Genomic DNA, 23,988 nt, shown 5'->3' with positions numbered 1-23,988 from the left:
GATGTTCAACGCTGGTCGGCGAGCCGCTGACTGGGGAGGAGAGCGCATGCCTGCCGAACGCATCGCCCCACTGAAAATCCAGCCTTCGATAGTGCGCACCGAACTGCCGGCATCCGCATTCGAAATGACAGTGATCGCCTTTCTGATCGTCGTCGTTCTTTATGTTGCTCAGGCCGTTCTCGTGCCGCTGGCGCTAGCCGTGATTTTGTCGTTCGTCCTTTCTCCGGCGGTGCGGATCTTGCGTCGAACGGGTCTTCCCAACACGCCCTCGGTGCTCCTGGTGGTCGCGGTCGCGTTTGGAATCATTTTCGGTGTGGGCACGCTGATCACGCAGCAGGTCGGCAGTCTGGTGCAGGAGATGCCGCGCTATCAGACGACGCTACGCGACAAGGTGAAGTCGCTGAAGGAAGTCGCACAAGGCGGCAGCGGCGCGTTGAAGCAGGCGAGCGATGCGCTGAAAGATCTGCAGGACGAACTCGACAAGCCGGCCGCGCAACCCACGGGTCCGGGCGTCACGATCTCACCGATGCAAGGGGAAATGCGCTCAGGCGACCGGAACCCTGTTCCGGTGGTCGTGCGCACGCCGTCGCCGACACCGCTCGATCAGCTGCAGAGTATCATCGGCGTGATCGTGCAGCCGCTCGCTACGGCGGCGTTGGTGGTTCTGTTCGTGTTGTTTCTGCTGCTGCAGCGTGAGGACGTGCGCGACAGGGCGATACGTCTGCTTGGCGCGAAGGATCTGGAGAAATCGACGACGGCGATGGACGACGCGGGTGAGCGGCTGGGAAGGTATTTTCTGACGCTCACGGCGATCAACACTGGGTATGGGATGTTCGTCGCGCTCGGGCTGTGGATGATCGGCGTGCCGAGCCCGATCCTATGGGGTGTGCTGGCGGCGCTCATGCGCTTCGTGCCTTTCATCGGCTCGTTCATCGCGGCCGTGTTTCCGCTGATCTTGGCGGCGGCCGTCGATCCAGGATGGACGATGTTCCTGACGACGGCGGCGTTCTACCTCGTCAGCGAGCCGATCATGGGCAACGTCATCGAGCCCGTGGTTCAAGGGCAGAAGACCGGACTGTCGCCGCTCGCCATTATCCTGTCGGCGGCCTTCTGGACACTTCTATGGGGGCCGATCGGACTGTTGATGGCGATCCCGCTGACGGTGGTTCTCGTCGTGCTCGGGCATCATGTGGAGCGGCTCGAGTTCCTGAATGTCCTTCTGGGTGATACGCCCCCGCTCACCCCTCCCGAGCGATTTTACCAGCGCATGCTGGCGGGAGATCCAGCCGAGGCGGTCGAGCAGGCCGAGAAGTTCGTCAAGTCGGCGCCCCTGGTCGACTACTACGACAAAGTAATGATCGAGGGACTGCGTTTGGCGCAGGCGGATACCGACCGCGGCACGCTCGATATCGAACGGTTGGCCGATATCCGGGAGACGGCGGAGATCGTCGTCGAGACGCTTGCTGACTATGACCTCCAGCCCAAGCCGGGCAAGGCCGCCGCGAAAGCCGCGGCAGATCATGAAGCAAAGGCAAGCATCTCGGACGTTGCGGACGAAGATGCGGACGAAGAGGACGTCGACGAACTGGCACAATTGTGTGCCCGCAGCGCGATTGAATCCGACTGGCGTAGGGAGAACGCCGTGCTGTGCGTAGCCAGTCGTTCGGCCCTCGACGAAACGGCGGCGCTCGCTTTCTCGCAACTCGTCGCGAAGTGCGGGATCGGCGTCAAGGTGATCGATGTCGACCGGATGCGCCACGGGGTGTTGAGCGAGGAAGACGCGAGGGGCATCAAGCTCATCTGCATTTCAGCGCTCGACGTGCGCGAGCGCAGTGCGCATGCCCGCTTTCTGGTGCGCCGATTGAAGCGCTCGGCGCCGAACGCGCTGCTGCTCGGCTGCTTCTGGAAGCTCGATCCGCAGGATCGTCGCGACAAGACGATCATCAGCAGCATCCCGGTCGATGCGATGGCGCATTCGATGCGCGAGGCGGTGACGTTCACCCTGAAGGCCGCCAATGAGCTGGCGGATGAGGCGGGAGATAAGCCAATGGTCGACGATCGCGTCGCCTCGTGATCACTTCCTGAAGACGGAAGGCACAACGGATTTCGCCGCCGACTTCGCTGCATTCCCCGCCTGTCCGAGCACGCGGCGCACGCTCCAGCGGGGAGCGGCATCCTCCATCAGGCGTAGAAGCTGCGCTTGGCGCGCATCAGGCACGCGTGCGGCAACGCGCATCGAAAGCTGTTCGATGTTGAACGGTGGACGCCCTGGAGCAAAGCTCACGGGCACCACATCATTCTTGGGCACGCCGAGGCCGTCAGCGACCTCGCGCACCGTCTCTACGATGGCGGGATCTTGCAGGTCGATCGTTTCGTTTGGACCGGGCGCGTGGTGCGCGACCTTATCGATGTGCGTCAGCGCGACAATGACGGGAGGCTCGCGGCGATGCGGGCGGCTCGCAAAGTGCGTGCGGATCGCCGACAGGGCGGCAAGATCGACGCGGGCATCGTCGCGATTTGCTGCAAGCGCCCAGATCACCAGGTCGCTGTCCCCTGCTCTCGCCGCAAAGGCACGCTGCTCTTTCGTGGAGGCGCCGATGCGGGGGCTGTCGATGACCATCGCACCACTGAGGCCTTCCAACTCGACCTCGTAGCCTTGGTAATCGCGCGTGCCGCCGGGCGCATCGACGACGGCGCGGACCTCTTTGGTCAGCGCATTGACCACGCTCGACTTGCCGGCACCTGCCTGCCCCGCGACGAGAATGCGGACCGGCTCTGCAAGACCCGTCGCCTGCCCGCGGTCGCGCAGGGTCGAGGCGCTGACGTGCGTTGCCAGCTGCGCCTCGGAGACGCGTAGGCGGCCGCCATATAGGTCAATGGCCGCGCGTCCCACCTCACGGACATACGCACGCGCGAGCTGGCGGGCGAGTTGGTCGCGCACGTTGGCATAAAGGTGCTTGGTGATCTGCTCGCGCGCTTCCTGTGCCGCGGCAGTGACCGGATTTACCAGCCGCACCAGGCGCCAGAGGTCGTAGGCTTTTTCGGCCATGCCTATGGCCGAACGCCAGCCGTAGACTTTGAGAATTTGACCGATGGTGAGTTGATCGCCGAGCGGAATGTTCTCCACCACAAACGGCCGCAGGTCGGCGCTGACGCGCTCCACGAGAGCCAAAGCTTCGGGCAGCGTGAACTTCCACAGCGGGTTGTTGTCGCCCGGATGAATCTGGCGAGCGACCGCCTCGATCGTCCTTAGTCCCAGATTGAGAAAGCGGTCGCGGTCAGTGAGCTCGGAAGGCTTGACGTTGGCGGCGATCGCCTCGACGGCGGTCCAGGCCGCCTGCTCGCGCGCCGTCCAGGAGGGGTCAGGCGGAAGCTTTTCGTCGTCGTCGGCGACGGGCTCGGGCGTCTCGCGGAGCGTTCGCCGGAGAGCGATGGCTTGCGCGGTGTAGGCGATGATGCTCAAGGCGAAAGCCGAGGCGATCCAATAGAGCGCCCAGCCGCGCTCCCAGAGCCACAGCCAGCCCAGCGGCAACAGCGAGAGCATCGGCAGCAGCAGTGCCAGGAAAATCATGGCGCCGCGCAAATAGAGGGACGCTCGTCCTTTGGCTGCCAAGTGAACCTCTCGTTCGATCGTGTGCGCTAGGAACGTAAGCACAAACCGCTGCAACGGGAATGGTTGCGCGGCGCATTCAAGTTGCGTCTGCCTGCATTCGTCGCCGGGCGGCGGCGTTGGCATGCTCGTCTTTCTTGCGACTTTGCCCCTTCCCGGCCCGGCCGCCCCGGCGCCCCAACTGCGTTGCCCTAGTGCATTGTTATTACATATTTTTTGTCGCGGCGACTTTCATCGTCCGGCTAGTCATGACGTGCTAAGCCGTTGCACTTATAGTTGCCCCCTAACTTATCTCGCGACCCGCAAATCTGTGGGCGCGGCGTTACGGTGGTGCAATGAAACTCGATACTGCCCGGCCTGTTCACCTCAAGAACTATCGTCCCCCCGCCTACCTGATCGACAAAGTCAGCCTCGATATCTCGCTCGAGCCGACGCAGACGCGCGTGCGCTCCAAGTTGTCGATCCTACCGAACCCTAAGGCGGCGGGACGCCGGGAGCAGCTGCGCCTCGATGGCGAGCACCTGCAGCTGGAGGCGATCTCGCTCAACGGGCGATTGCTCGGCAAGAAGGATTACAAGCTCACCGCTACGTCCCTGACACTTGCGAAGACGCCGACGAAGGCGTTCACGCTGGAAATCACCACGATCGTCAATCCGGAAGCCAACAAGGCGCTGCAGGGTATCTATCGCTCGAACGGCGTCTATTGCAGCCAGTGCGAAGCGCAGGGCTTCCGCCGCATCACCTATTTCCTCGATCGGCCGGACGTGCTGGCGACCTACACGGTGCGCATCGATGCCGATCCCGCCGCAGCGCCTATCCTGCTGTCGAACGGTAACCCGGTCGAGCGCGGCATGCTGGACGGCGGCAAACGCCATTATGCCGTGTGGCACGATCCGCACCCGAAGCCGTCGTATCTGTTCGCGCTCGTCGGTGGCGATCTGGCACCGATCAGTTCGACATTCCGCACCAAGTCCGGGCGCAAGGTGGATCTCGCCATCTATGTCGAGCACGGCAAGGAGGCCCGCGCGGCCTGGGCCATGGATTCACTGAAGCGGTCGATGCGTTGGGACGAGAAGCGCTTCGGGCGCGAATACGATCTCGACGTGTTCAACATCGTCGCCGTGTCGGACTTCAACATGGGCGCGATGGAGAACAAGGGCCTCAACATTTTCAATGACCGGCTCATCCTCGCCTCACCAGAGACGGCCACCGACGCGATCTTCGAGGCGATCGAGAGCGTGGTCGCACACGAATACTTCCACAACTGGACCGGCAACCGCATCACCTGCCGCGACTGGTTCCAGCTCTGCCTGAAGGAAGGCCTGACGGTCTATCGCGACCAGGAGTTCTCGGCGGACGAGCGGTCGGCGACGGTGCAGCGCATCGTCGATGTGCGTCAGCTGAAGACGCATCAGTTTGCCGAGGATGCCGGCCCGCTGTCGCATCCGGTGCGGCCGGAAAGCTATATCGAGATCAACAACTTCTATACGGCGACAGTCTACGAGAAGGGCGCCGAGGTCGTGCGCATGATCGCCACCATCCTTGGCCGCGACGCGTTCCGCAAGGGCATGGACCTCTACTTCGAGCGCCACGACGGCGAGGCGGCGACGGTCGAGGAGTTCGTGACGTGCTTTGCCGACGCGAGCGGGCTCGATCTAACGCAGTTCAAGCTTTGGTACTCGCAGGCTGGCACGCCCGAGATCATCGCGAACCTGCGCTACGACAAGGACAAGAAGACGGTCGATCTGGAACTGGAGCAGATCGTGCCGGCAACGCCCGGGCAGCCGAACAAGAAGCCGATGCACATTCCCGTGCGGCTTGGCCTGCTCGGCGCCAACGGTCACGACCTCGATCTGAAGCTCGCCAGTGGCGAGGAAGTCAGCGACGGCGTCGTCGCTCTCACCAAGCGCCGGCAGAGCTTCCGCTTCATCGACGTGCCGTCGCGTCCGGTGCCGTCGCTGCTGCGCGGCTTCTCGGCGCCGGTGAACCTGACGATCGACCTGCCGGACGACGACGTCGAGTTGCTGATGGCAGGCGACAGCGACCTTTTCAATCGCTGGCAGGCGGCCAACGACTTCGCCGCGCGCACGCTGATCGAGAGCGTATCGGGCCTTGCTTCCGGCAAGCGCTCGCAGCGTCCGCTGCGCTATGCGCGCGCCCTCGGGGCCACTCTTGCGAACGACAGCCTCGAGCCGGCATATCGCGCCGAGCTGCTGAAGCTACCGACGCAGGCGGACATTGCGCGCATGATCGGCAAGAATGTCGATCCGGCGCTGATCCATCGCGCGCAGCGCAATCTGATGAAGCTGATCGGCCGGACACTGGGTCCGCAGCTGGAGCAGCTCTACAAGGAGATGGAGGACAAGGGGCCCTTCTCGCCGGATGCGGCGAGCGCCGGACGACGGGCTCTGCGCAACGCGGCACTGACCATGCTGACCGCGCGCGGAACGCCCGAGGACATCAAGCGCCTGGCCAAGCACTATGCCAAGGCGAGCAACATGACCGATCGCGCGCACGCGCTGTTCCTGCTGGCTGTACGCGGGGGACCCGAAGCGAAGGCGGCGCTAGCCAACTTCTATAAGACATGGAGCCGGGACCACGTCGTCATCGACACGTGGTTCGCGGCACAGGCGCAGTCTCCGCTCACCGGCACGCTTTCCCGGGTCAAGGCGCTGACCAAGCACGCGCTGTTCTCACTGACGGCGCCGAACAAGGTGCGCGCTCTTATCGGCACGTTCGCTTCGACCAACCCGGTGCAGTTCAACCGGCCTGACGGCGCCGGCTATGAGTTCCTGGCGGACCAGGTGCTGGCGCTCGACCGCCTCAACCCGCAGATTGCGGCGCGCATGCTGGGCGCCATGCGGTCCTGGCGGACCCTCGAAAGCGGGCGGCGGGCCAAGGCGCGCAAGGCACTGCAGCGGATCGTACGCGCACGTCCACTATCCGCTGACGTGCAAGAGATCGCGTCGCGCATTTTGGATGCATAAACAAAGGAAAAATATTAGCTCCGAAGGGCTTAAACGCTCTCGACAGCCGAATCGCGATGGTGTGAACTTAACTGGTGATTCGGGGTCGCGGATCCGTTCGGTTCCGTAAGTCAATCAGAGACAATTCGGGAGAAAAGAATGGCGTGGACAACGTCCGCCTGCCTGCGCGCGCGGCCGTCTTTGACGGCTCTGACTTTCGCGGGGCTCAAGCCGGCGCGGCGGATGTGGCTAGCCATGCAGTATTCTTCCTCTCATCGCCGGCCGGCGCTGATGCTGGCCGTGGGCGCGATATGTCTTGGCGCGGCCGCACCGGTTCTGCCGTCGAGCCTGCTGGCTGCGGTGCTGCTGACGGCCGGAATCGCGGTTGCCGTCGTCGGTGCCGGGGCGAACATTGCAGGCTCGGTCAGATCGGCGCGGACGAGCGCCGCTGCCAGCTCTGTACCCGAGCAGGCGCTGCTTACGGCTGGCCCAACCCATTCACCCGCTGCTGAAGCTCCGCAAAAGGTTGCTCCGGCGAAAAAGGTCGCCCGTTCTCAATACGCGCGTCCCGTCGCGCCGAACCACGACTGGGCGGAGCTGATGTCGCGCATCAACCACGAACTGCGCACGCCGCTGAATGCGGTGATCGGATTTTCCGAGGTGATGGCTCTGGAGATGTTCGGGCCTATGGGCAACGAGCGCTACCAGGAATATGTGCGCCATATCCGCGACAGCGCCGATGACCTGCTGAAATCGGCCGAGGACACGCTGGCGCTCACGGCCCTGCTACATCAGCGCGCCGATGTCACGCCGTCTGCCAATGCCCTGGAGGATGCCATCGAGGATGCCTGGACTTTCCTCGAGCGCAAGGCTGCGTCGCGCGATGTCGGCCTGGAGGTCGTCGTGCCGCCGGACGTCGAAGTCATGAGCGAACCGCGCGCCCTGCGTCAGGTGCTTGTCAACGTTCTGTCAGAGGCCATCGCGCGCACTGTGGAAGGTGCCAACGTCAAGCTGCTGGCGGTCGGAGACGGAGAACTGGTCGAGATCGTGGTGTCGGTGTCCGGTTTGCAGCACGAGGTGATGCCGCGGGCGGGCTCTCTCGCCATCTCCCTAGCCCGCACACTGCTCGAGATGCAGGGCACGTCGCTACTGGAAATCGAGTCGGCAGGCGGCGGCTGGAGCGCCGTGACGGTCCTCGACCGGGCGGCGCAGCCGGACTTTTTCGCTGCGCAGTCTCATACCTCGGCGCAGGCATGGCGCCACGAATCCGTAGCAAGCTTCTAAACCGCCCCCGTGATGCCTCAGCGATTGGGGCGGCGCTTGTCGAGCCACTCGTGCAATTGAACGCGCTCCTGAGGCGTCAGCTCATGCACAGTGTCAGCAAAGAGTGTCGCCTTGGCGCGGGCCTCTTTGGCGTCGGCCTCGACAATGCCGTCGAGAGCGGCATCGAACTTCGCCTGATCGAAGGGCTCGGCGCTCAGCGCCGCGCGAACCGTGGTACGGGCATCGCGAATGCCACGCCGCGCCGTCTCGAGCGCCGGCTGAGCGTCGGCTACCTTCTGGCGGATGATATCGGAGCGCTCACGCGGGAGAGTGCGGGCGAAGCCCAGAAGCGGAGGTGATTTGAAGCCCTGCTGATGCGGCGGGCCGTCAAAGTGGCTGATGCAGAACGTGCTGGCCACCGCGCCGAGGACCAGAACGTTGAGAGCCAGAGATCCAATCAGGACCCAACGCAGGGTACGCGGCGAGAACCGAGGGGGACGCGTGGTCTCGCTCATAGCAGGTCCTCATCGCTGGAGCCGAGCACTTCCTCGTTCGACGCCAGATTGGTTGCATCTGCGGTCGAGCTGAAGCCAGCGACACCCGCCACCTGACGCATCGTCGTGTCGAGCGTACCCGTCGTGCCAAGCATCACGCCAAGCACCAGAGAGGCTGCGAGCACTGCGGCCGCCGGCAAATCAGAGAGGTTCGACTTCCAGGACGGGCGGCGCAACTGGCCGAACCAGGCTTTGTTGGCCGGCTCGCGCTTGCCGCCCTCGACCGTGGAAAGCTGCGGGCGCTGCTGGCGCAGGGCAGCGGCGACGATGCGCTGTTTCAGCGCCTCGACATTGGCCTCGCTCGGTCGCGAAGCGCGATCGAGAAGACGGTCAAGCGCATCCGCCTCGGCGAGCATACGAGCGGATTGCTCGTCCTCACCGACGAGGCCAGCAAACTTCAGTCGCTCGCGGGCGGGCCACCGCGTGCGATCGGCTCCATGGATCTCGAGCAGGCGCTCCAGCGCCTCCCGATCCTCTGCCAGTCTGTTTTTGCTCGTCATCGCGTTCGTCTCGTCATCAAAAGATTGCCGTATCAGTCGTGTTGTCCATCGGACAAAAGCTCTTGCAGTTCGTCGCGCAAAGCAGCCTTGAGACCTCTGCGGGCCCGGGCGAGGAGCGACTCAACTGCCTCGTCCGATATTCCCATGATCTGCCCGATTTCGATCTGGCTCAGCCCCTCGTAGTGGAAGAGAGTGAGAGCCATTCGTTGGCGGTCGGGCAAGGCCTTGAGCGCGGCGTCGACGCGCTGGCTGGTATCCTGCGCCTCCATCTCTGACTGTTGCGTTGCCGCCTCAGGCAATTCGGGCACCTCGTCGACGACGACCATGCGCTTTCCGGAGCGCATACGATCAACGCACAAGTTGGAAACAACCCGTCGCAGCCAGGGGCGCAAACCGTAGGTCGTAACGTCGAGGCCTTCGGCCGAGCGCCAGAGGCGCAACATGGCTTCCTGGGCTACGTCCTCGGCTTCGGCGTCGTCGCGCAGCATCCGGCGGGCAACGGCGAGCACGCCCGACAGGTGGCGGTCTACCAGGGTGCGGAACGCAGCAGCGTCACCGGCGCCGGCGGCGGCCACCAGCGCGACTTCCTCGCCGAGCTCAGTTCCCATGGAACTGCCCCCGGTCACATCGGGCCCTATTCGCTTCGCTGCCACTGCCTGCCTCGACATGGCCACCTAACAATCCTTGTTCCAGTGTAGCGCCCGATGGGCCGGTTCTGTGACCCGACGGAAAGCCACGGTTGGGGGCCTTCGATGCCTTCTCAGTGATCATTAACGGCCTGCCTTGTGCAAATCCGTCGCTGGGAGCGTCGAGCGACCGCTAATCACGCGACGAGCTGCGGAAAGAGACTGGAAACACTAGCCAAATTCGCCCGCAAGTGCTCCTCCAGGTCGGCGAAGCTGTCCGCATCCCCGGCCCTCGCCAGCCGCGCTTTGAGGCCCGCCGGGGCGGTGCGGGGGTCGAATTTACCCTCGATGCACAGGCGCAGGATTTGCGTCAGGTCGTGCAGGAGCCGCGTTGCCGGGATGAGCACCTCGGCGTGCTCGGCGGCCAGGAGGCCGGCGTCGCGGAGCTTGCGGTAAGCCTCGACCGTGTGCTGGTCGAGGATCTCGAGGTGGTCGTGGGCGTGCACGAGTTGCAGGTACTGGGCGATGAACTCGACATCGACGAGCCCGCCGCGCACCTGCTTCAGATCCCAGATGTCGTCGGTCCCCTTCTCCTTGAAGATGCGCTCGCGCATGTCGCGCACGTCGGCGGCGATCTTGGCGCGGTCGCGCGGAAAGACGAGCGATGTACGAACAGCGGCTTCGACGCGCTCGCGCAGCTTCGGCGGTCCGGCGATGACTCGGGCGCGGGTCAGCGCCATGTGCTCCCAGGTCCAGGCCTCGCCGGTCTGGTAGTCGGCGAACGTTCTGAGCTGGGTCGCTACGGGGCCCTGCTGACCGGATGGGCGCAGGCGCATGTCCACCTCGTAGAGCGTGCCCTCGGCGGTGGCGGCTGACAGGGCGGAGATCAGCCGCTGCGTCAGGCGTGCATAATACTGCATGGGCGAGAGCGGGCGCGCGCCATCGGACTGTATGGCGTCCGCGGCGAAGTCATAGATGAGGATCAGGTCGAGATCGGATGATGCCGTCATCTCGCGGCCGCCGAGCTTGCCCATGGCGAGGATTGCCGCTGCGCCGCCCGGCACATTGCCGTTGGTGCGGGCGAGTTCGCGCTCGGTCGCTTTCATCAGCGCGTCGATGAGGCGTTCGGCGAGCAGCGCATAGGCGGCGCCGGCCTGGTGCGCCTTGATGGCCCCCGAAAGCAAACGCACACCGATGAGGAACTGCTGCTCGCTGCCGATGACACGTGCGCGGTCGAGCACGTATTGCATGTCGTGCTCATCGCTGCCGATCTCGGCGACAATGAGCTGATCAAGCTCCTCGGCGGTCGGCAAAGTGCCGAGCATGCGCGGATCGAGCACGCCATCAAGGAGGCGCCCGCGGCGCGCCAGAATACGCGCAAGGCGCGGTGCGGTTCCCAAGATATCGGCGAGCAGGCGCAGCAGGCCTGGATTGGCGCGCAGCAGTGAGAAGAGCTGGATGCCTGCGGGGAGCGCGGCGATGAAGCGGTCGAAGTTCGCCAGCGCGAGCGCCGGGTCGGCGGTATCGGCCAGCGCCTCGATCAACAGTGGCTGCACCTCGGTGAGGCGTTCGCGCGCCTGCGCGCTGCGCACTGCCGGATAGCGTCCATGATGCCAGCCGCGGATCATGGCCAGCACTTCGGAGGGCTGGTTGTAGCCGAGCTCCTTCAGCGCAGCCACCGTGCCGGGATCGTCCTTCTCCCCGGCGAACACCATGTTGGTGCCCGTGCCAGACGTCAGCACGGGCGCATCCTCGAACAATGCGGCGTAGTGCTTCTGCACTGTCTCGAGGCGCGCGATCAGCTCGCGCGAGAAGGTGGCCGTGTCGGGATAGCCGCAGAACTTGGCGAAGCTTTCGAGGCGCGCGGGATCGTCGGGGATTTCGTGGGTCTGTTCGTCGGCGACCATCTGCAGGCGATGCTCGATGCGGCGCAGGAAGTGATAGGCCTCGCTCATCTCCTTGGCGACGCGGCGCTTGATCCAGCCGCGCTCGACGAGACGCGCCATGGCATCGAGGGTGCGGCGTTCACGCAGCTCGGGCTGGCGGCCGCCGGCAATGAGCTGCTGCGTCTGCACGAAGAACTCGATCTCGCGGATGCCGCCGCGTCCGAGTTTGATGTTGTGACCGGCGACGGCAATGGAGCCAAAGCCGCGGTGGGCGAATATCTGCCGCTTCATCGCGTGCACGTCGGCAATCGCGGCATAGTCGAGGTATTTGCGCCAAACGAAGGGCGAAAGCTCCCGCAGAAGATCGCGGCCAGCGTCGATGTCGCCCGCGCAGGGACGCGCTTTGATGAGCGCGGCGCGCTCCCAGTTCTGGCCGAAGCTTTCGTAGTAGACGAGGGCTGCGTCGGTCGAGAGCGCAAGCTGCGTGGCGCCGGCGTCGGGGCGCAGGCGCAAATCGGTGCGGAAGACGTAACCGTCGCCCGTGCGCTCTTCCATCAGCTGCACGAGATCGCGCGTGAGGCGCACGAAGAAGGCTTGCGGCTCGACATTGGGCGCAGTGCGAATGCGGTCGCGCTCGTAAAAGACAATCAGATCAATGTCGCTCGAGTAATTCAGCTCGCCGGCGCCCAGCTTGCCCATCGCGAGCACGATGTAGCCGGTGGGTGAGATCGCGCCATCCTCGCCGGGCAACCATTGTCCGCGCGCTGCGGCTTCACGGAAGAGGAAGCCGAGGGCGCCTTGCAGGGCCGTATCGGCGCACTCGCTGAGCGCTGCGGTCACGGTGAGCACGGGCCATACACCGCCGAGGTCGGCGAGCGCGGTCAGCAGCGCGACCTCGGCTTTATAGACGCGCAGCGCACGCGCCACCTCAGGCCGGGCAGTGGCGGCGGCGATGTGGGCTGCGAGTTCATCGCGGAGAGTGGCAAGGTGAGTTTCCGGCGGCGTTGTGAGAATGCGCTGCAGGCGCCCCGGATCGCGCTCGATAAGGCTGGTGAGATACGGCGAACCACTGAAGACGCCGGTCAGCAGATCTTTCGCGCGGCGATCCTGAAGAAGCGCGCGCAAAAGCGCGAGGGCTGGATCTGCGTCGACGCGCTCTTGAAGAGCGGCCAGTGCCCCGAACTGGCGTGCATCGGCACGCGTGATCGGCGCGTCGTTGATGCGCTCGGAGAAGGGTCGCATGTTTTCTTTATCGTTGGCCAAGCTGGTCGCCTTCGACTTGAGATTGGGCCGGCGACCCTTCTTAGCTGCCGAGAGCCCGCTTCGGAAGCTGCAACACCACACGCAAGCCCGGCGCGTTGTCTTCGAGCCGCACGGCGCCGCCATGCAGACGAGCCACAGCCTGAACGAGACTGAGGCCGAGGCCCGTTCCGGGTTCCGTGCGGCTCTTTTCGAGGCGCACGAAGCGCTTCAGGACGCGTTCGCGATCTTCGAGGGCGATTCCCGGTCCATTATCGGCGACGACGATCTCGATGTCGTTGGGGTTGTCCCGCAGGTCGATCGAGATGGAGAGCTCCCGTTTGGGATCGGGCTTGCCGGAATACTTTATGGCGTTCTCGATGAGGTTGACCACGGCCTGCACGATGAGCTGGCGGTTTCCGGTGAACTCGGGTCCAGCGCCGATATTGACTTCGAGCAGCATGCCGCGCTCCTCGGCGACGGGCTCGTAAAGCTCGGCGACGTCGCGCACGGCGCTGCCGACGTCGAAGCGCTCGGCGTTGCCTTCGAGGGCACCGGCTTCGAGGCGCGCGACCAGCAGCAGGCTGTTGAACGTCTTGATCAGCTCGTCGGCCTTCTCGATCGTGTGCTCGAGACCTTCGCGATAGGCGACCTCGCCGGAATCGCGCAGCGCCGCCTCGGCGGAGTTGCGCAAGCGCGTGAGCGGCGTTTTCAGATCGTGAGCGATGTTGTCCGAGACTTCGCGCAGACCGTTCATCAGCGCTTCGATGCGGTCGAGCATGTCATTGAGGTTGGCGGCAAGCGCGTCGTACTCGTCGGCGGCGCCGCTCAGTGCGATGCGGCGCGTCAGGTCGCCGGCCATGATCGAGCGGGCGGTGACGTTGATCGTCTCGATGCGGCGCAGGGCAACGCGGCTGATGGCAAAGCCGGCGACGAGGCCGCCGAGGGTGAGAAAGCCGAGGGCGAGAAAATAGACCGTGCCCATTTCGCTGGCGAAGCGGCGCTGGTCCTCGACGTCGCGACCGACGATGAGCTGCAGGCCACCACCGATGTCGACGGGGATGGCGACGGCGAGATGCTCAGTCGCGCTGATCGCGTCGGGCGCATAGCGGAACACGCCGCCGTTGGGGCTGCCGACGATCTCGGGCGGCAAGCGATTGAGGTTGCCGGCGAGCTTCGTGCCCGATGCATCGGCGAGATAGTAGAGACCAGGTGCACCGGAGCGGCTGCGCGTTTCGACCGCGCGCACGATGGCGGGGCCGCCGCCCGCTTGCGCCTCTGCTTTCAGGAGCTGTGCTTCGCCGCCTAGCGTTGCCAGCACCTGGCTCGTCAGGACGCGATTGGTCTGCCAGAGCAGAACGCCGACGACCAGACCGGCAAACGCCAAGTATGCGGCGACGGTGATTGCCGCAACCCGGAACGATGTGGTCGAGAGGGCGCGATGAATGCGTTCAGGCAGAGCCATCGCGGATCGTATATCCGGCCCCGCGCACGGTGTGCAGCAAAGGCTTTTCGAAGTTCTTGTCGATCTTGGCCCTCAGCCGCGAGACGTGGACGTCGATGACGTTGGTTTGCGGATCGAAGTGGTAATCCCAGACGTGCTCGAGCAGCATGGTCCGGGTGACCACTTGGCCCGCATGCTTCATCAGGTATTCGAGCAGGCGGTATTCACGCGGCTGCAATTGGATCGGCTCGCCGTCGCGCGTGACGCGGTGGGACAGGCGGTCGAGCACGAGGCCGTCGACGACGTAGCGTGTCTCCTGTTCCTCGGGTGCACCGCGGCGTGCCAGGGCTTCTACACGGGCGAGCAGCTCGGAATAGGCGTAGGGTTTGGTGAGATAATCGTCGCCGCCGGCGCGCAATCCTTTGACGCGGTCATCGACCTCTCCCAGGGCGGAGAGAATGAGCACGGGGGTGCGATTTCCCTTGGAGCGCAGCTCGCGGATCATGCTGAGGCCATCGAGGCGCGGCAGCATGCGATCGACGATGAGCACGTCGTAGACGCCCTGCTCGGCCAGCGTCTGCCCCGTCTCGCCATCCTCAGCGAGGTCGGCGGCGTGGCCGCTCTCCTTCAGGGCCTTTTGCAGGAATTGTGCGGTTTCCCGGTCGTCCTCGACCACAAGCACGTGCATCGTTTCACCGCTCAGCGTTATCGAGGGGAATCCTCGATTCGTATTGTGCCTTGCCAAGCCCCGAACGTCGAGGCGGCCCGCACTCTGTCTTGAGGGTGCGGGCCGCCGTCATCGTTCAGTCGTGCCGCCCAACTCAGCTCTTGCCGAGCGGGATGGCGACGAGGACCGTCTGGTCGCCGTTCTTCTTGATGTGGAACATCACGGCGGGCAGACCATCGTCCTGGGCCTTCTTGACGGCCTTGGCCACGTCTTGCGGCGTGCTCACCGTCTCGTTGCCAGCCTTGAGGACCACGTCACCTTCCTTGATGCCCTTCATGGCGGCATCCGAGTTCGGGTCGACGTCGGAGATGACGACACCGCCATCCTTGCCGGCGCCAGCCTTGACGCTGAGACCGAGCTGCTTCAGGTCGACGTTGCCGCCGAGATCCTTCTGCTCCTCGGGCTGCTCGGTTTCATCGGCAGCCTCGGCGTTGGCGGGATAGGTGCCAAGCTTTACCTTGAGGACCTTCTCGCCCTTGTCGCGCCACACCTTGACGTCGACCGTCGACTTGGCCGGCAGGTCAGCAATGGTGCGGGCCAGATCGCGGCTGTCTTCGATGGCCTTGTTGTCGACCTGAAGGATCGCGTCCTCAACCTTGAGGCCAGCGCTGGCGGCAGGACCGTCAGACATCACCTCGCTGATGATCGCACCCTTGGGCTCCTTGAGACCGAGGCTGCCGGCAAGATCCTTGTCGATGTTCTGGATCTTCACGCCAAGCCAACCGCGGCTCACCTTGCCGCCCTTCTCGAGCTGCTCGACAACGCGCTTCACGGTGTCAGCCGGGACAGCGAAGGCGATACCGACGTTGCCGCCCGTGGGGCTGTAGATCGCCGTGTTGACGCCGACGACGTCACCTTCGAGGTTGAAGGTCGGGCCGCCAGAGTTGCCGTGGTTCACGGCAGCATCGATCTGCATGTAATCGTACGGGCCGCCGATGTTACGGGCGAGCGCGGACACGATGCCCGCCGTCACCGTACCGCCGAGACCGAACGGATTGCCGACGGCAAGAACCCAATCGCCGACGCGCGGGTTCTTATCGGCAAGCTTTACGACCGTGAGCGGCTTCTTCGGCTCGATCTTCAGAAGCGCGATGTCGGTGCGCGGATCGGTGCCGACGATCTTGGCGTCGATCTCTTCCTGATCGTCGAAGCTCACCTTCACTTTGGTGGCGCCGTCGACGACGTGGTTGTTAGTAACGATGTAGCCATCAGGCGAGACGACGAAGCCAGAGCCAGCGGCCTGACGCGGACGCTGCGGCGACTGGCCGCCAGGGCCCTGCGGCATGTTCTTGAAGAACTCGTTGAGCGGGTGATCCTCGGGCAGGCCCGGGATGCCCTCGAACGGACGACCGCCGCCACCGCGCTTGTCGGCGACCTTCACTTCGTTGGTCGTCGAAATCGAAACGACCGCCGGCTTAACGCGCTCGACGATCTCAGCGAACGACAGCGTCTCAGCCGGCGTGCCCGGTTTGAACTGGGCGACCGCTGGGGCCGAATATTCGGCCATGCCGAGACCGACAAGACCGGCACCGACGACAGCCACAGCAGCCAGTCGCCGCAAGTCGCGGCCGATCGTTCTCGTTGGCCCGCTCTTTGCTACCACCTCTGGCGAGCTGGGTTGGGTTGCCATGCGCAAGAACCTCCATTTTGGCGAAGCAGGGGAACTCCTGGCTTAGAGGCCTAGCGAAACGGGGATTACGGCAGCCTTTCGATTGCCTTAACAGTTGGTAATAAAGGGGGCGTTCACCATGGCCAGACCGCTGGGGCGAGGCGTATGAGGCGCGTATCGAGTTTTTTTGCTTCAAGATTTCAACGTCTAGGGACTGCAGCGCGATTGGGCGGGCTCACGATGCTGGTGGCCGCCGCGGCGCCGGCCGGCGCCTCGGTCTTCGGCCTCGACCAGAGGGCACCGCTTCCTGAAGCACTGCTTCAAATTGGGACAAGGGTCGGCGTTTTTTTCGATACGCGGTCCCAGTCGATCTGCACAGCGTTCTGCGTCGCCCCAGATGTCGTGATGACGGCGGCGCACTGCCTTTACCGTACCAGCGGCGAGAAGCCCCTGCAGTTGAATGACCTGTCGTTCAAACTGCACGGCACGAACCAAAGCGTGAGGATCGCGGGGGCTGCCGATGGCGGTTCGGAAGCGAACGTCACATCTGGTTCGTCCAGCCTCAGCGTGCGCCCGCCGATCGATGCAACGCGCGACTGGGCAATGGTGCGGCTGGCGAAGCCCGCATGCAACGCGGGCGTGCTGAAAGTCAGCGCTAGGTCAGTGCAAGAGGTGATGAAGCTCGCTGACAAAGGGCGCGTGTTCAACATCGCCTACCACCGCGACCTGCCGAAGTGGCAGCCGATGCTCGGCACCGGATGCGGGGTCAAACGCGACTATGCCGATGCCGACTGGGCAACGATCAAGCGCGACTTCAACAATCCCGATCAGCTTCTCCTGCACACGTGCGATACGGGCGCGGCATCCTCGGGCTCTCCGCTGCTGGTGGACGGCGCCGATGGCCCGGAAGTGGTGGGCATCAACGTCGGCACTTATGTGCAGTCGAAGGTCATCATGCTGAACGGCGAGGTACTGCATCGCTTCAAGTCGGACGACGTGGCCAATACCGGCGTGAACGCGCAGGCGTTTGCGCCGCGACTTGCCAATTTCCTCACCGCCGACACGATGATAAGCCGCAGGCAGATCAAGGACCTGCAGGAGGCGCTGGCGGCCCGCACGCTCTATCAGGGGCCGCGCGATGGACGGTATTGCCCGGCGCTCAAGCTCGCGATCGAGGGCTATCAGCGCGCCGCGCACATGCCGGTGACGGGGCTTGCCACCGTGAGCCTGCTGGAGTCGATCAACGGCGAGAGCCAGCTGGTGACGGGAAAGATCAGCGGCGCCAGGACAACGGCCGCAAGCGGTCCGCGCTAGGCATCAGGCGGACGGCTTTTCGTCACCCGCCGCTAGTATCTCGCGCAGCTTCTTTTCTTCCTCGGGGGAGAGAGGCGCTGCCGGCGCGGAGGCAACAGCCTGGGACTGCCGGCGGCTCCATGCGCGCACACTGATCCAAACGGCAAGGATCAAGGCGAACAGCGGCGCGGTCCACAGCAACACGGTGCGCCAAGAGAGCGGCGGGCTGAGCAGCACGAACTCGCCATAGCGATCCTCGACGAACTGGACGACCTCAGCATTGGTGTCGCCCGCCTGCAGTCGCTCGCGCACCAGCAGGCGCAGGTCGCGTGCCAGGGGGGCGTTGCTGTCGTCGATCGACTGGTTCTGGCAGACGAGGCAGCGCAGGCCGGCGGATATCTCGCGGGCGCGGGCCTCCATCGCCGGATCGGGCAGGATCTCGTCCGGCTCGACGGCGTGAGCGCTGGTCGCGCTCATCACTGCGAGCATCACAGAGGCGATGATGGAAGCTGCTCGTCTCATTCGGCGGGCGCCACTGCGATGCGCCGCGCGCGCCCGGGAGCGCCGACGCGCAAACGGCGATCCGACAGGGAGATGCCCCCGGCGATGAACATGACGAGGGCGCCGAGCCAGATGAAGCGGACGAGCGGATTGAAATAGATGCGTATGGCGTAGCCGCCTGCGGTCTGCGCATCACCGAGCACGACATAGAGATCGCCGCGCCAGCCCGGATGGATACCGGACTCGGTGGTCGGCATGGGCGGCATGTCATAAGTGCGGCGCGCAGGCTCAAGGCGTGCCACCGCGGAGCCGCCGCGGCTGACATCGAAGACGCCCACTTCCTCGCGGTAGTTGGGGCCGGTGGCCGGCGCCACCCCGCGGAAGGTGATGGTGTAGCCGGCGACGCTGACCTCCTCGCCGGGCTTCATGACGAGGATGCGTTCCTCGCGATAGGCACTGGTGGCGACGACGCCGACGACGAGCATGCCGACGCCGAAGTGTGCGAGCGCCGTTCCGATGGCGGAGCGCGGCAGGCCGACGAGGCGGCGCCATGCTTCGGCAAACGGCACACTGCCAAAGCGCGCGCGCCATGCGAGATCGGAGATCGAACCGGCCATGACAAACACGCCCAGCGCCAAGCCGAATGGCGCAAAGGCAGGTCCGCGATGGATGAACGCCCAGCCCATCGCCATCAGCACCAGCGCGAGCACCGCGGCAAAGGCCAGTCTTTGCGCAGCAGCGTAGGCATCTCCGCGCTTCCAGGCGAGGAAGGGCCCGAACGGCAGCACGATCAGCAGCGGCACCATCAGCGGGCCGAAGGTCCAGTCGAAGTATGGCGGGCCAACGGAGATTTTATCTCCGGTCAGCGACTCCAGCACCAGCGGGTAGAGCGTGCCGACGAATACGGTGGCGCAGGCGACCGTCAGCAGGATGTTGTTGAGGACGAGACTGCCTTCGCGGCTGATGGGCGCGAAGATGCCGCCCTGGCGCAGATCACGTGCGCGCAATGCGAACAGGGCGAGCGCACCGCCGGTGAACAGCGTCATGATGGCGAGCACGAAGACGCCGCGCTTGGGATCGACGGCGAATGCGTGCACCGAAGTGAGAATGCCCGAGCGCACGAGGAAGGTGCCCATCAACGACAGCGAGAAGGTGAGGATGGCGAGCAGCACCGTCCAGACCTTCAGCGCGTCACGCTTTTCCATGACCAGCGCGGAATGCAGCAGCGCGGTGCCGGCGAGCCAGGGCATGAAGGAAGCATTCTCGACCGGATCCCAGAACCACCAGCCGCCCCAGCCGAGTTCGTAGTAGGCCCACCAGGAGCCCATGGCGATGCCGAGCGTCAGGCACATCCAGGCGGCCAAAGTCCACGGGCGCACCCAGCGCGCCCAGGCGGCGTCAATGCGTCCGTCAATCAAAGCGGCGACGGCGAACGAGTAGGCGATCGAGAAGCCGACGTAGCCGGCGTAGAGGAAGGGCGGATGAAATGCGAGCGCGGGGTCCTGCAGGATCGGGTTCAAGCCGTTGCCGTCGGCGGGCGCGGGGTCGATGCGCAGGAACGGGTTCGACGTCAGCAGGATGAAGAGAATGAAGGCGACGGCGATCGAGGACTGAACGGCGAGCACGTTCGCCTTCAGGGTCGCGGGAAGATTGCGGCCGAAGGCGGCGACGGCCGCACCGAACAGCGCGAGGATCAGCACCCACAGCACCATCGAGCCTTCGTGGTTCCCCCACACGCCCGAGATGCGATAGAGCAGCGGCTTGGTCGAATGCGAATTGGCGGCGACGTTGGCGACGGAAAAATCGGACGTCACGTAGGCTTGCATCAGCGCCAGAAACGACACGAGCAACAGGCCGAACTGGCACATGGCTGCCGGGTCGGCCACGGCCATCATGCGGGGATCGCGCACGTGGGCGCCGTAGGCCGGCACGACCATCTGGAAGATGGCGACCAGAAGCGCCAGGACCAGCGCAAAATGACCGAGTTCGGTGATCACTGCGAGGCCTCCCCAGGATGGACGGCGCCCTTGCCGAGCTTCACGCCTTTTGCTTCGAGGGCCTTGGCGACCTCGGGCGGCATGTAATTCTCATCGTGCTTGGCGAGCACGCTGTCGGCGATGAATACGCCGCCGTCGTTGAACTTGCCTTCGGCGACGACGCCCTGCCCTTCTTTGAACAGGTCGGGCAGCACGCCTTCGTATTCCACTGGAACGGTCTTCAATGTGTCGGTGACGACGAAGCCGACCTTGGTGCCCTGCCCGCGTTTCACCGATCCGTCAGCGACGAGGCCGCCAAGGCGAAAGCGCTGGCCGACAGCGATGGGCTTGTCGGCAAGATCGCTCGGCGTATGGAAGAAGACGATCGAGTCACGAAGTGCGAACAGGACGAGCCCCACCGCCAGCATAAGCACGCCAACGCCGACACCGATCAGAACGCCGCGCCGCTGCTTCCGCGTCATGCCGTCTCCTTCACTGTGCTCATGAGCCGAGCCCGAGGCTTTGGGCGAGTTCGTTGAGCTGGGCCAGAGAACCTTCGTTTCCGGCAAACTGCCCGCGCGCGCTGGTCAATGCAGCCAGCGCATCGTCGCGACGTCCCAGTACTACATATGAGCGGACGAGGCGCTTCCAACCATCCAGGTCGTCGCCGTTCTGCTTCAGGCGCGCAGCGAGCCCGTCGACCATCTGGCCGATGAACTTCTGCTGATCGTCGGGGCTCATGGCGCCAACTGCGGCCTTGGCGTCAGGGGACGGCTCCGACATCGGCGCTTCAGCGGCGGCAGACGGCTGTGCCTGCGGCGGGGCCTTGCCGGAGAGTTGCGCCGTGACGGCATCGAGACGCGCGGTCAGCAGTCCCTTCCAGGGTTCCTCGGCGCCTTGAAGGAGACGCTGATACTCGGCCTCGGCGCCCTTCAGGTCGCCATCTTGCTCGCGGGCGATCGCCAGCCAGACCTGTGGCTCGATCGATTGCGGCTCGAGCGTGCGCAGCTTCTCATAGGCCTTGCGCGCGGGCTCGGTGACGACGCCGTTCTGCAGCATGATGCTGGCGCGGGCGAACCCGGCGAGGCGCTTGGGCGATTCACCCAGGAGACGGATCGCGCGCTGGAAGGAATCGGCGGCCTGGGAGAAGTCGCCCATGCGCATGTAGACAGGGGCGAGCACATCCCAGCCGCGACCATCCTCAGGGTGCTGGCGCAGATGGGCTTCAACGCGCGCGACCAGATCGGAGGCTGTGGCCTGCTCGAGCGGGGTATCGAGGCGAGCGGCATAGGGCTGGCTGGGGACGAGCGGCGATCCGACCGCGAGGTAGACCGCGACGGCGATGACCGGCAGGCTGGCAGCGGCGTAGAGAGCCAGCTTGCCTATGCCTTTTTCCGACGCCGGTCGGCTCTCAGTGTGCTGCTGGCTCTCGGCGCGGCGAATGAGACGGCGGGCGAGTTCGATGCGCGCACCCTCTGCCTCGGCCCCGCCCAGGAGGCCATCGGCGCGCTCGGTCTCAATCTCAGCGAGCTGATCGCGATAAACGGCGATCTCGTTGTCCTCGACCGGTTCGCCGGACGCGGGTGCCGGCGCCATCAATGGCCGCGTCACCGCCCAAACCACGGCGGCCGCCAGAACCGCAAAAAGGAAAAACAACGCCATGCCGTTATCCAAACCCCGCTGCGGGGCTGGAATAGGGCCCGGGAGCCGAACTGACAAGCCCGCATGGCCGCGGCAAGATTTCTGCCGCAGTGCAAAATAATCGTGGAAAATCGCTGGGCTAGCGTGCCTTGAGGCCCGCTCTTATGGCGACGATCAGATTTGGTTGATCGTTGCAGGCTTGTTCATGCTTAGCCGACGACGTTCGACCAGGTGCCGTCGCGGTTGCGGCAGGCGGTGCCGCGCATGGAGCGTGGGCGACCGTCGATATAGACGGTGTGGGTGTAGTCGCGGCAGTCGAGCTCGGCACGCTTATAGGGGCGCCCGGGGGTGATATCGCCATAGCGGCCGTTGTCGGGGTTGCGCCAGCGGCGTGGACGGTCGGACTGGCCTTCCTCCAAAGCCGCGTATTCGGCCTGTTCGGCGAGGCGGCGATCCTGCTCGTCCATCGAGCGGCCAATCTCGCTGCCGACGATGCCGCCGATCATGGCGCCAGCCACGGTCGCGAGCACGTTACCGGAGCCCTTGCCGACCTGATTGCCGATGATGCCGCCTGCGACCGCGCCGGTGAGAAGCCCGGCATCCTGGTGAGGCGTATCGCTGCTGCAGCCGGCGAAGAGAGCCGGGAGAAGGATCAGGGCAACGCAGCGTGCCAAGTGCATAGTGACTATCTCCCCGCGGACGGTGTGCCCGGCCGCCCCTTCGTGCTTTTCGATCCCAGTGTAGCCGACTAGCCAACGAATGTGCACGGGCCGTGACAGAAAACCGGCGCCATTGCGGCGGAAATTTCTTTCCGCCTCAGGGCATAGCGCGGCCCCATTCAGGGCCGCGCTCCATAGTTAAGCGTCGCCGTCGAACTCATAATCCCACGACTCTCCGCCGAATGCCCACCTCACACAGTCCAGCTTCGTGGACGTGCTGGCATGCTTGGTTAGGTGGCCGAGGAACTCCGTCCGCAAATCGCGTCCCGCCCACGTGCTGAACATCAGCGCGCGAATCTGCGGGTCGAGATTTTGGGCAAGCCCCAGTGCAAACGACTTTCTATCGTCCCCGTACTGCTCGCGGATTGCAGCGTATTGGGAGGACAGCCGGTCCATCTGGGTCTCGACGGCCGACCAGAAGCGCGTCTCAAAAGCCTCGAACCTCGCGCGCGGCTCCGGTGCCAGCAGCGGCTTGACGTCATCTGCAGCTCCGGCCAGCAGGGTCGCAACGACCACCTTCTCGCGCGACAGCCCCTCGAGCGCACGGTGCCGCGTCACGTACCAGTCAGCCTTCAGCTTCACCATATGGCCGTCATCGAAACGCACGATCCAGCCCTCCTGCCCCTCCAGACCGCGCGTCTCCGCAACCAGCGCGGCCATGCTCTCAGCCGTGCCCGGGTACGAGCGCACGATCTCGATGCCGGCGAACCGCGGCTCATCGGCGATCTCAGCGCGCAAATCCTCTAGCGGTACGTAGCGGCCGGTGCGGTTTTCGCGCACCGCCGTCAGGACCAGACGATCCTCCGCATAGTCCAGCACAATCCGCTGCTTTCGCGAGCACCACTCGAACACCGGCGTCAGCCCGCGCGCGAGCTGAGTGCGGATGTAGGCGTCGTACTGCGGCCGGGCCGCAACGAATGCCTCTGGCTGTGGCGTCAACAACGATACGCCGGTCTTGGTGCCGAGCCGGTAGCTATCGCCGATAGGAATGGCACGGATCATAGAGCCGTCGAGCTTTTCGAGGATCACGTGCGGCCGCGACAGGTCTACGACGTCCGGCATTGTCTCCGGACGCTCACCGAGATTGAAGAACTTGTGGAACGGCCGCGAGATCAGGCGCCCTTCGAGATCGAAAGCAATGCCACGGCACTCGCGTCGAACGGCGTCATCCCAGCTCGTGACTTCGGGAAAAACTTCTGGAGAATTATAAGTGTAGCAGAAAACGATGTGGTCGGGCTTGCGAATGATCGTGAACCCGTCAGCCTCCAATACGAGGCGACGCAGAGGCTCGAGATCGATGATCTCAGGGAAGACATAGTCCATGGCATGAATCCGAGATGGGTCTAGGTGATCTGGGCGAAATGGTGGAGTGCATGGCACTGCGACCGAAGGCTTCCGGATTCCGACCTCGATATGCTAACGGCATGGTGATTC

The 23,988-nt window shown here is 64.6% G+C and carries 18 protein-coding genes; 4 read left to right on the top strand and 14 right to left on the bottom strand.

Going from position 1 to position 23,988, the window contains the following annotated elements:
- Positions 1-46: 46 nt before the first annotated feature.
- The gene (locus ACP15D_RS19655) at positions 47-2,074 is read left to right on the top strand and encodes an AI-2E family transporter (RefSeq protein ID WP_424959091.1); all 2,028 of its coding nucleotides are present in this window, start codon (positions 47-49) and stop codon (positions 2,072-2,074) included.
- Here ACP15D_RS19655 and ACP15D_RS19650 read toward each other — a convergent pair whose 3' ends face one another.
- Positions 2,075-3,613: a GTPase family protein gene (locus ACP15D_RS19650; RefSeq protein WP_424959090.1), complete on the bottom strand. Its 1,539-nt coding sequence runs from the start codon at positions 3,611-3,613 to the stop codon at positions 2,075-2,077.
- Between the two features lie 332 nt (positions 3,614-3,945).
- Between ACP15D_RS19650 and pepN the strand changes: the two genes are divergently transcribed.
- Together pepN and ACP15D_RS19640 are read left to right on the top strand one after the other, a co-directional pair.
- Positions 3,946-6,597 (top strand): aminopeptidase N, encoded by a 2,652-nt coding sequence (pepN, locus tag ACP15D_RS19645; RefSeq protein WP_424959089.1) that lies wholly within the window; start codon positions 3,946-3,948, stop codon positions 6,595-6,597.
- Between the two features lie 138 nt (positions 6,598-6,735).
- Positions 6,736-7,860: a sensor histidine kinase gene (locus ACP15D_RS19640; RefSeq protein ID WP_424959088.1), complete on the top strand. Its 1,125-nt coding sequence runs from the start codon at positions 6,736-6,738 to the stop codon at positions 7,858-7,860.
- A 17-nt stretch (positions 7,861-7,877) separates the two neighbouring features.
- On the opposite strand, the gene ACP15D_RS19635 is transcribed toward ACP15D_RS19640, so the two are convergent.
- From ACP15D_RS19635 to ACP15D_RS19605, 7 genes are all read right to left on the bottom strand, one after another.
- On the bottom strand, positions 7,878-8,354 hold the full coding sequence (locus ACP15D_RS19635) for a periplasmic heavy metal sensor (protein ID WP_424959087.1): 477 nt from the start codon (positions 8,352-8,354) through the stop codon (positions 7,878-7,880).
- Entirely contained in the window at positions 8,351-8,893 is a 543-nt protein-coding gene (locus ACP15D_RS19630) for a hypothetical protein (protein ID WP_424959086.1), read from the bottom strand. The genes ACP15D_RS19635 and ACP15D_RS19630 overlap by 4 nt, the downstream gene beginning before the upstream one ends.
- Positions 8,894-8,925: 32 nt before the next feature.
- Complete coding sequence (locus ACP15D_RS19625; protein WP_424959085.1) at positions 8,926-9,501, bottom strand: sigma-70 family RNA polymerase sigma factor; 576 nt, start codon at positions 9,499-9,501, stop codon at positions 8,926-8,928.
- A gap of 215 nt (positions 9,502-9,716) precedes the next feature.
- On the bottom strand, positions 9,717-12,668 hold the full coding sequence (locus tag ACP15D_RS19620) for a bifunctional [glutamine synthetase] adenylyltransferase/[glutamine synthetase]-adenylyl-L-tyrosine phosphorylase (RefSeq protein ID WP_424959084.1): 2,952 nt from the start codon (positions 12,666-12,668) through the stop codon (positions 9,717-9,719).
- A gap of 40 nt (positions 12,669-12,708) precedes the next feature.
- Positions 12,709-14,109, bottom strand: a complete 1,401-nt coding sequence (locus ACP15D_RS19615) for an ATP-binding protein (protein ID WP_424959083.1) — start codon at positions 14,107-14,109, stop codon at positions 12,709-12,711.
- Positions 14,096-14,776: a response regulator transcription factor gene (locus ACP15D_RS19610; RefSeq protein WP_072376954.1), complete on the bottom strand. Its 681-nt coding sequence runs from the start codon at positions 14,774-14,776 to the stop codon at positions 14,096-14,098. Before ACP15D_RS19610 ends, ACP15D_RS19615 begins: the two co-directional genes overlap by 14 nt.
- 133 nt (positions 14,777-14,909) lie before the next feature.
- Positions 14,910-16,445 (bottom strand): Do family serine endopeptidase, encoded by a 1,536-nt coding sequence (locus tag ACP15D_RS19605; protein ID WP_424959082.1) that lies wholly within the window; start codon positions 16,443-16,445, stop codon positions 14,910-14,912.
- A gap of 219 nt (positions 16,446-16,664) precedes the next feature.
- Here ACP15D_RS19605 and ACP15D_RS19600 point away from each other — a divergent pair, with 219 nt between their 5' ends.
- The gene (locus ACP15D_RS19600) at positions 16,665-17,738 is read left to right on the top strand and encodes a trypsin-like peptidase domain-containing protein (RefSeq protein ID WP_424959081.1); all 1,074 of its coding nucleotides are present in this window, start codon (positions 16,665-16,667) and stop codon (positions 17,736-17,738) included.
- Between the two features lie 3 nt (positions 17,739-17,741).
- On the opposite strand, the gene ACP15D_RS19595 is transcribed toward ACP15D_RS19600, so the two are convergent.
- From ACP15D_RS19595 to ACP15D_RS19570, 6 genes are all read right to left on the bottom strand, one after another.
- Complete coding sequence (locus tag ACP15D_RS19595; RefSeq protein ID WP_424959080.1) at positions 17,742-18,239, bottom strand: cytochrome c-type biogenesis protein; 498 nt, start codon at positions 18,237-18,239, stop codon at positions 17,742-17,744.
- Positions 18,236-20,215 (bottom strand): heme lyase CcmF/NrfE family subunit, encoded by a 1,980-nt coding sequence (locus tag ACP15D_RS19590; RefSeq protein WP_424959079.1) that lies wholly within the window; start codon positions 20,213-20,215, stop codon positions 18,236-18,238. Before ACP15D_RS19590 ends, ACP15D_RS19595 begins: the two co-directional genes overlap by 4 nt.
- On the bottom strand, positions 20,212-20,676 hold the full coding sequence (gene ccmE, locus ACP15D_RS19585) for a cytochrome c maturation protein CcmE (protein WP_424959078.1): 465 nt from the start codon (positions 20,674-20,676) through the stop codon (positions 20,212-20,214). The genes ACP15D_RS19590 and ccmE overlap by 4 nt, the downstream gene beginning before the upstream one ends.
- Positions 20,677-20,695: 19 nt before the next feature.
- Positions 20,696-21,856 carry a c-type cytochrome biogenesis protein CcmI gene (gene ccmI / locus ACP15D_RS19580; protein WP_424959077.1) on the bottom strand — a complete coding sequence of 387 codons (1,161 nt, stop codon included), beginning with the start codon at positions 21,854-21,856 and terminating at the stop codon, positions 20,696-20,698.
- Between the two features lie 188 nt (positions 21,857-22,044).
- The gene (locus ACP15D_RS19575) at positions 22,045-22,515 is read right to left on the bottom strand and encodes an RT0821/Lpp0805 family surface protein (RefSeq protein WP_424959076.1); all 471 of its coding nucleotides are present in this window, start codon (positions 22,513-22,515) and stop codon (positions 22,045-22,047) included.
- A 177-nt stretch (positions 22,516-22,692) separates the two neighbouring features.
- Positions 22,693-23,877 carry an RNA ligase gene (locus ACP15D_RS19570; protein ID WP_424959075.1) on the bottom strand — a complete coding sequence of 395 codons (1,185 nt, stop codon included), beginning with the start codon at positions 23,875-23,877 and terminating at the stop codon, positions 22,693-22,695.
- Positions 23,878-23,988 lie beyond the last annotated feature (111 nt).

Origin of the sequence: Hyphomicrobium sp. 1Nfss2.1 (genome assembly GCF_965243865.1) — a bacterium.
Classification (GTDB): Bacteria; Pseudomonadota; Alphaproteobacteria; order Rhizobiales; family Hyphomicrobiaceae; genus Hyphomicrobium_A.
Note: the sequence above shows the minus strand (reverse complement) of the source record. Positions and strands in the feature narration are given on the sequence as shown.

Bases quoted from the DNA above. Each gene is read 5' to 3' on its own strand.
- ACP15D_RS19655 (WP_424959091.1), top strand. From the start codon at position 47: ATGCCTGCCGAACGCATCGCCCCACTGAAAATCCAGCCTTCGATAGTG.
- pepN (WP_424959089.1), top strand. From the start codon at position 3,946: ATGAAACTCGATACTGCCCGGCCTGTTCACCTCAAGAACTATCGTCCC.
- ACP15D_RS19640 (WP_424959088.1), top strand. From the start codon at position 6,736: ATGGCGTGGACAACGTCCGCCTGCCTGCGCGCGCGGCCGTCTTTGACG.
- ACP15D_RS19635 (WP_424959087.1), bottom strand. From the start codon at position 8,354: ATGAGCGAGACCACGCGTCCCCCTCGGTTCTCGCCGCGTACCCTGCGT.
- ACP15D_RS19630 (WP_424959086.1), bottom strand. From the start codon at position 8,893: ATGACGAGCAAAAACAGACTGGCAGAGGATCGGGAGGCGCTGGAGCGC.
- ACP15D_RS19625 (WP_424959085.1), bottom strand. From the start codon at position 9,501: ATGGGAACTGAGCTCGGCGAGGAAGTCGCGCTGGTGGCCGCCGCCGGC.
- ACP15D_RS19615 (WP_424959083.1), bottom strand. From the start codon at position 14,109: ATGGCTCTGCCTGAACGCATTCATCGCGCCCTCTCGACCACATCGTTC.
- ACP15D_RS19610 (WP_072376954.1), bottom strand. From the start codon at position 14,776: ATGCACGTGCTTGTGGTCGAGGACGACCGGGAAACCGCACAATTCCTG.
- ACP15D_RS19605 (WP_424959082.1), bottom strand. From the start codon at position 16,445: ATGGCAACCCAACCCAGCTCGCCAGAGGTGGTAGCAAAGAGCGGGCCA.
- ACP15D_RS19600 (WP_424959081.1), top strand. From the start codon at position 16,665: ATGCTGGTGGCCGCCGCGGCGCCGGCCGGCGCCTCGGTCTTCGGCCTC.
- ACP15D_RS19595 (WP_424959080.1), bottom strand. From the start codon at position 18,239: ATGAGACGAGCAGCTTCCATCATCGCCTCTGTGATGCTCGCAGTGATG.
- ccmE (WP_424959078.1), bottom strand. From the start codon at position 20,676: ATGACGCGGAAGCAGCGGCGCGGCGTTCTGATCGGTGTCGGCGTTGGC.
- ccmI (WP_424959077.1), bottom strand. From the start codon at position 21,856: ATGGCGTTGTTTTTCCTTTTTGCGGTTCTGGCGGCCGCCGTGGTTTGG.
- ACP15D_RS19575 (WP_424959076.1), bottom strand. From the start codon at position 22,515: ATGCACTTGGCACGCTGCGTTGCCCTGATCCTTCTCCCGGCTCTCTTC.
- ACP15D_RS19570 (WP_424959075.1), bottom strand. From the start codon at position 23,877: ATGGACTATGTCTTCCCTGAGATCATCGATCTCGAGCCTCTGCGTCGC.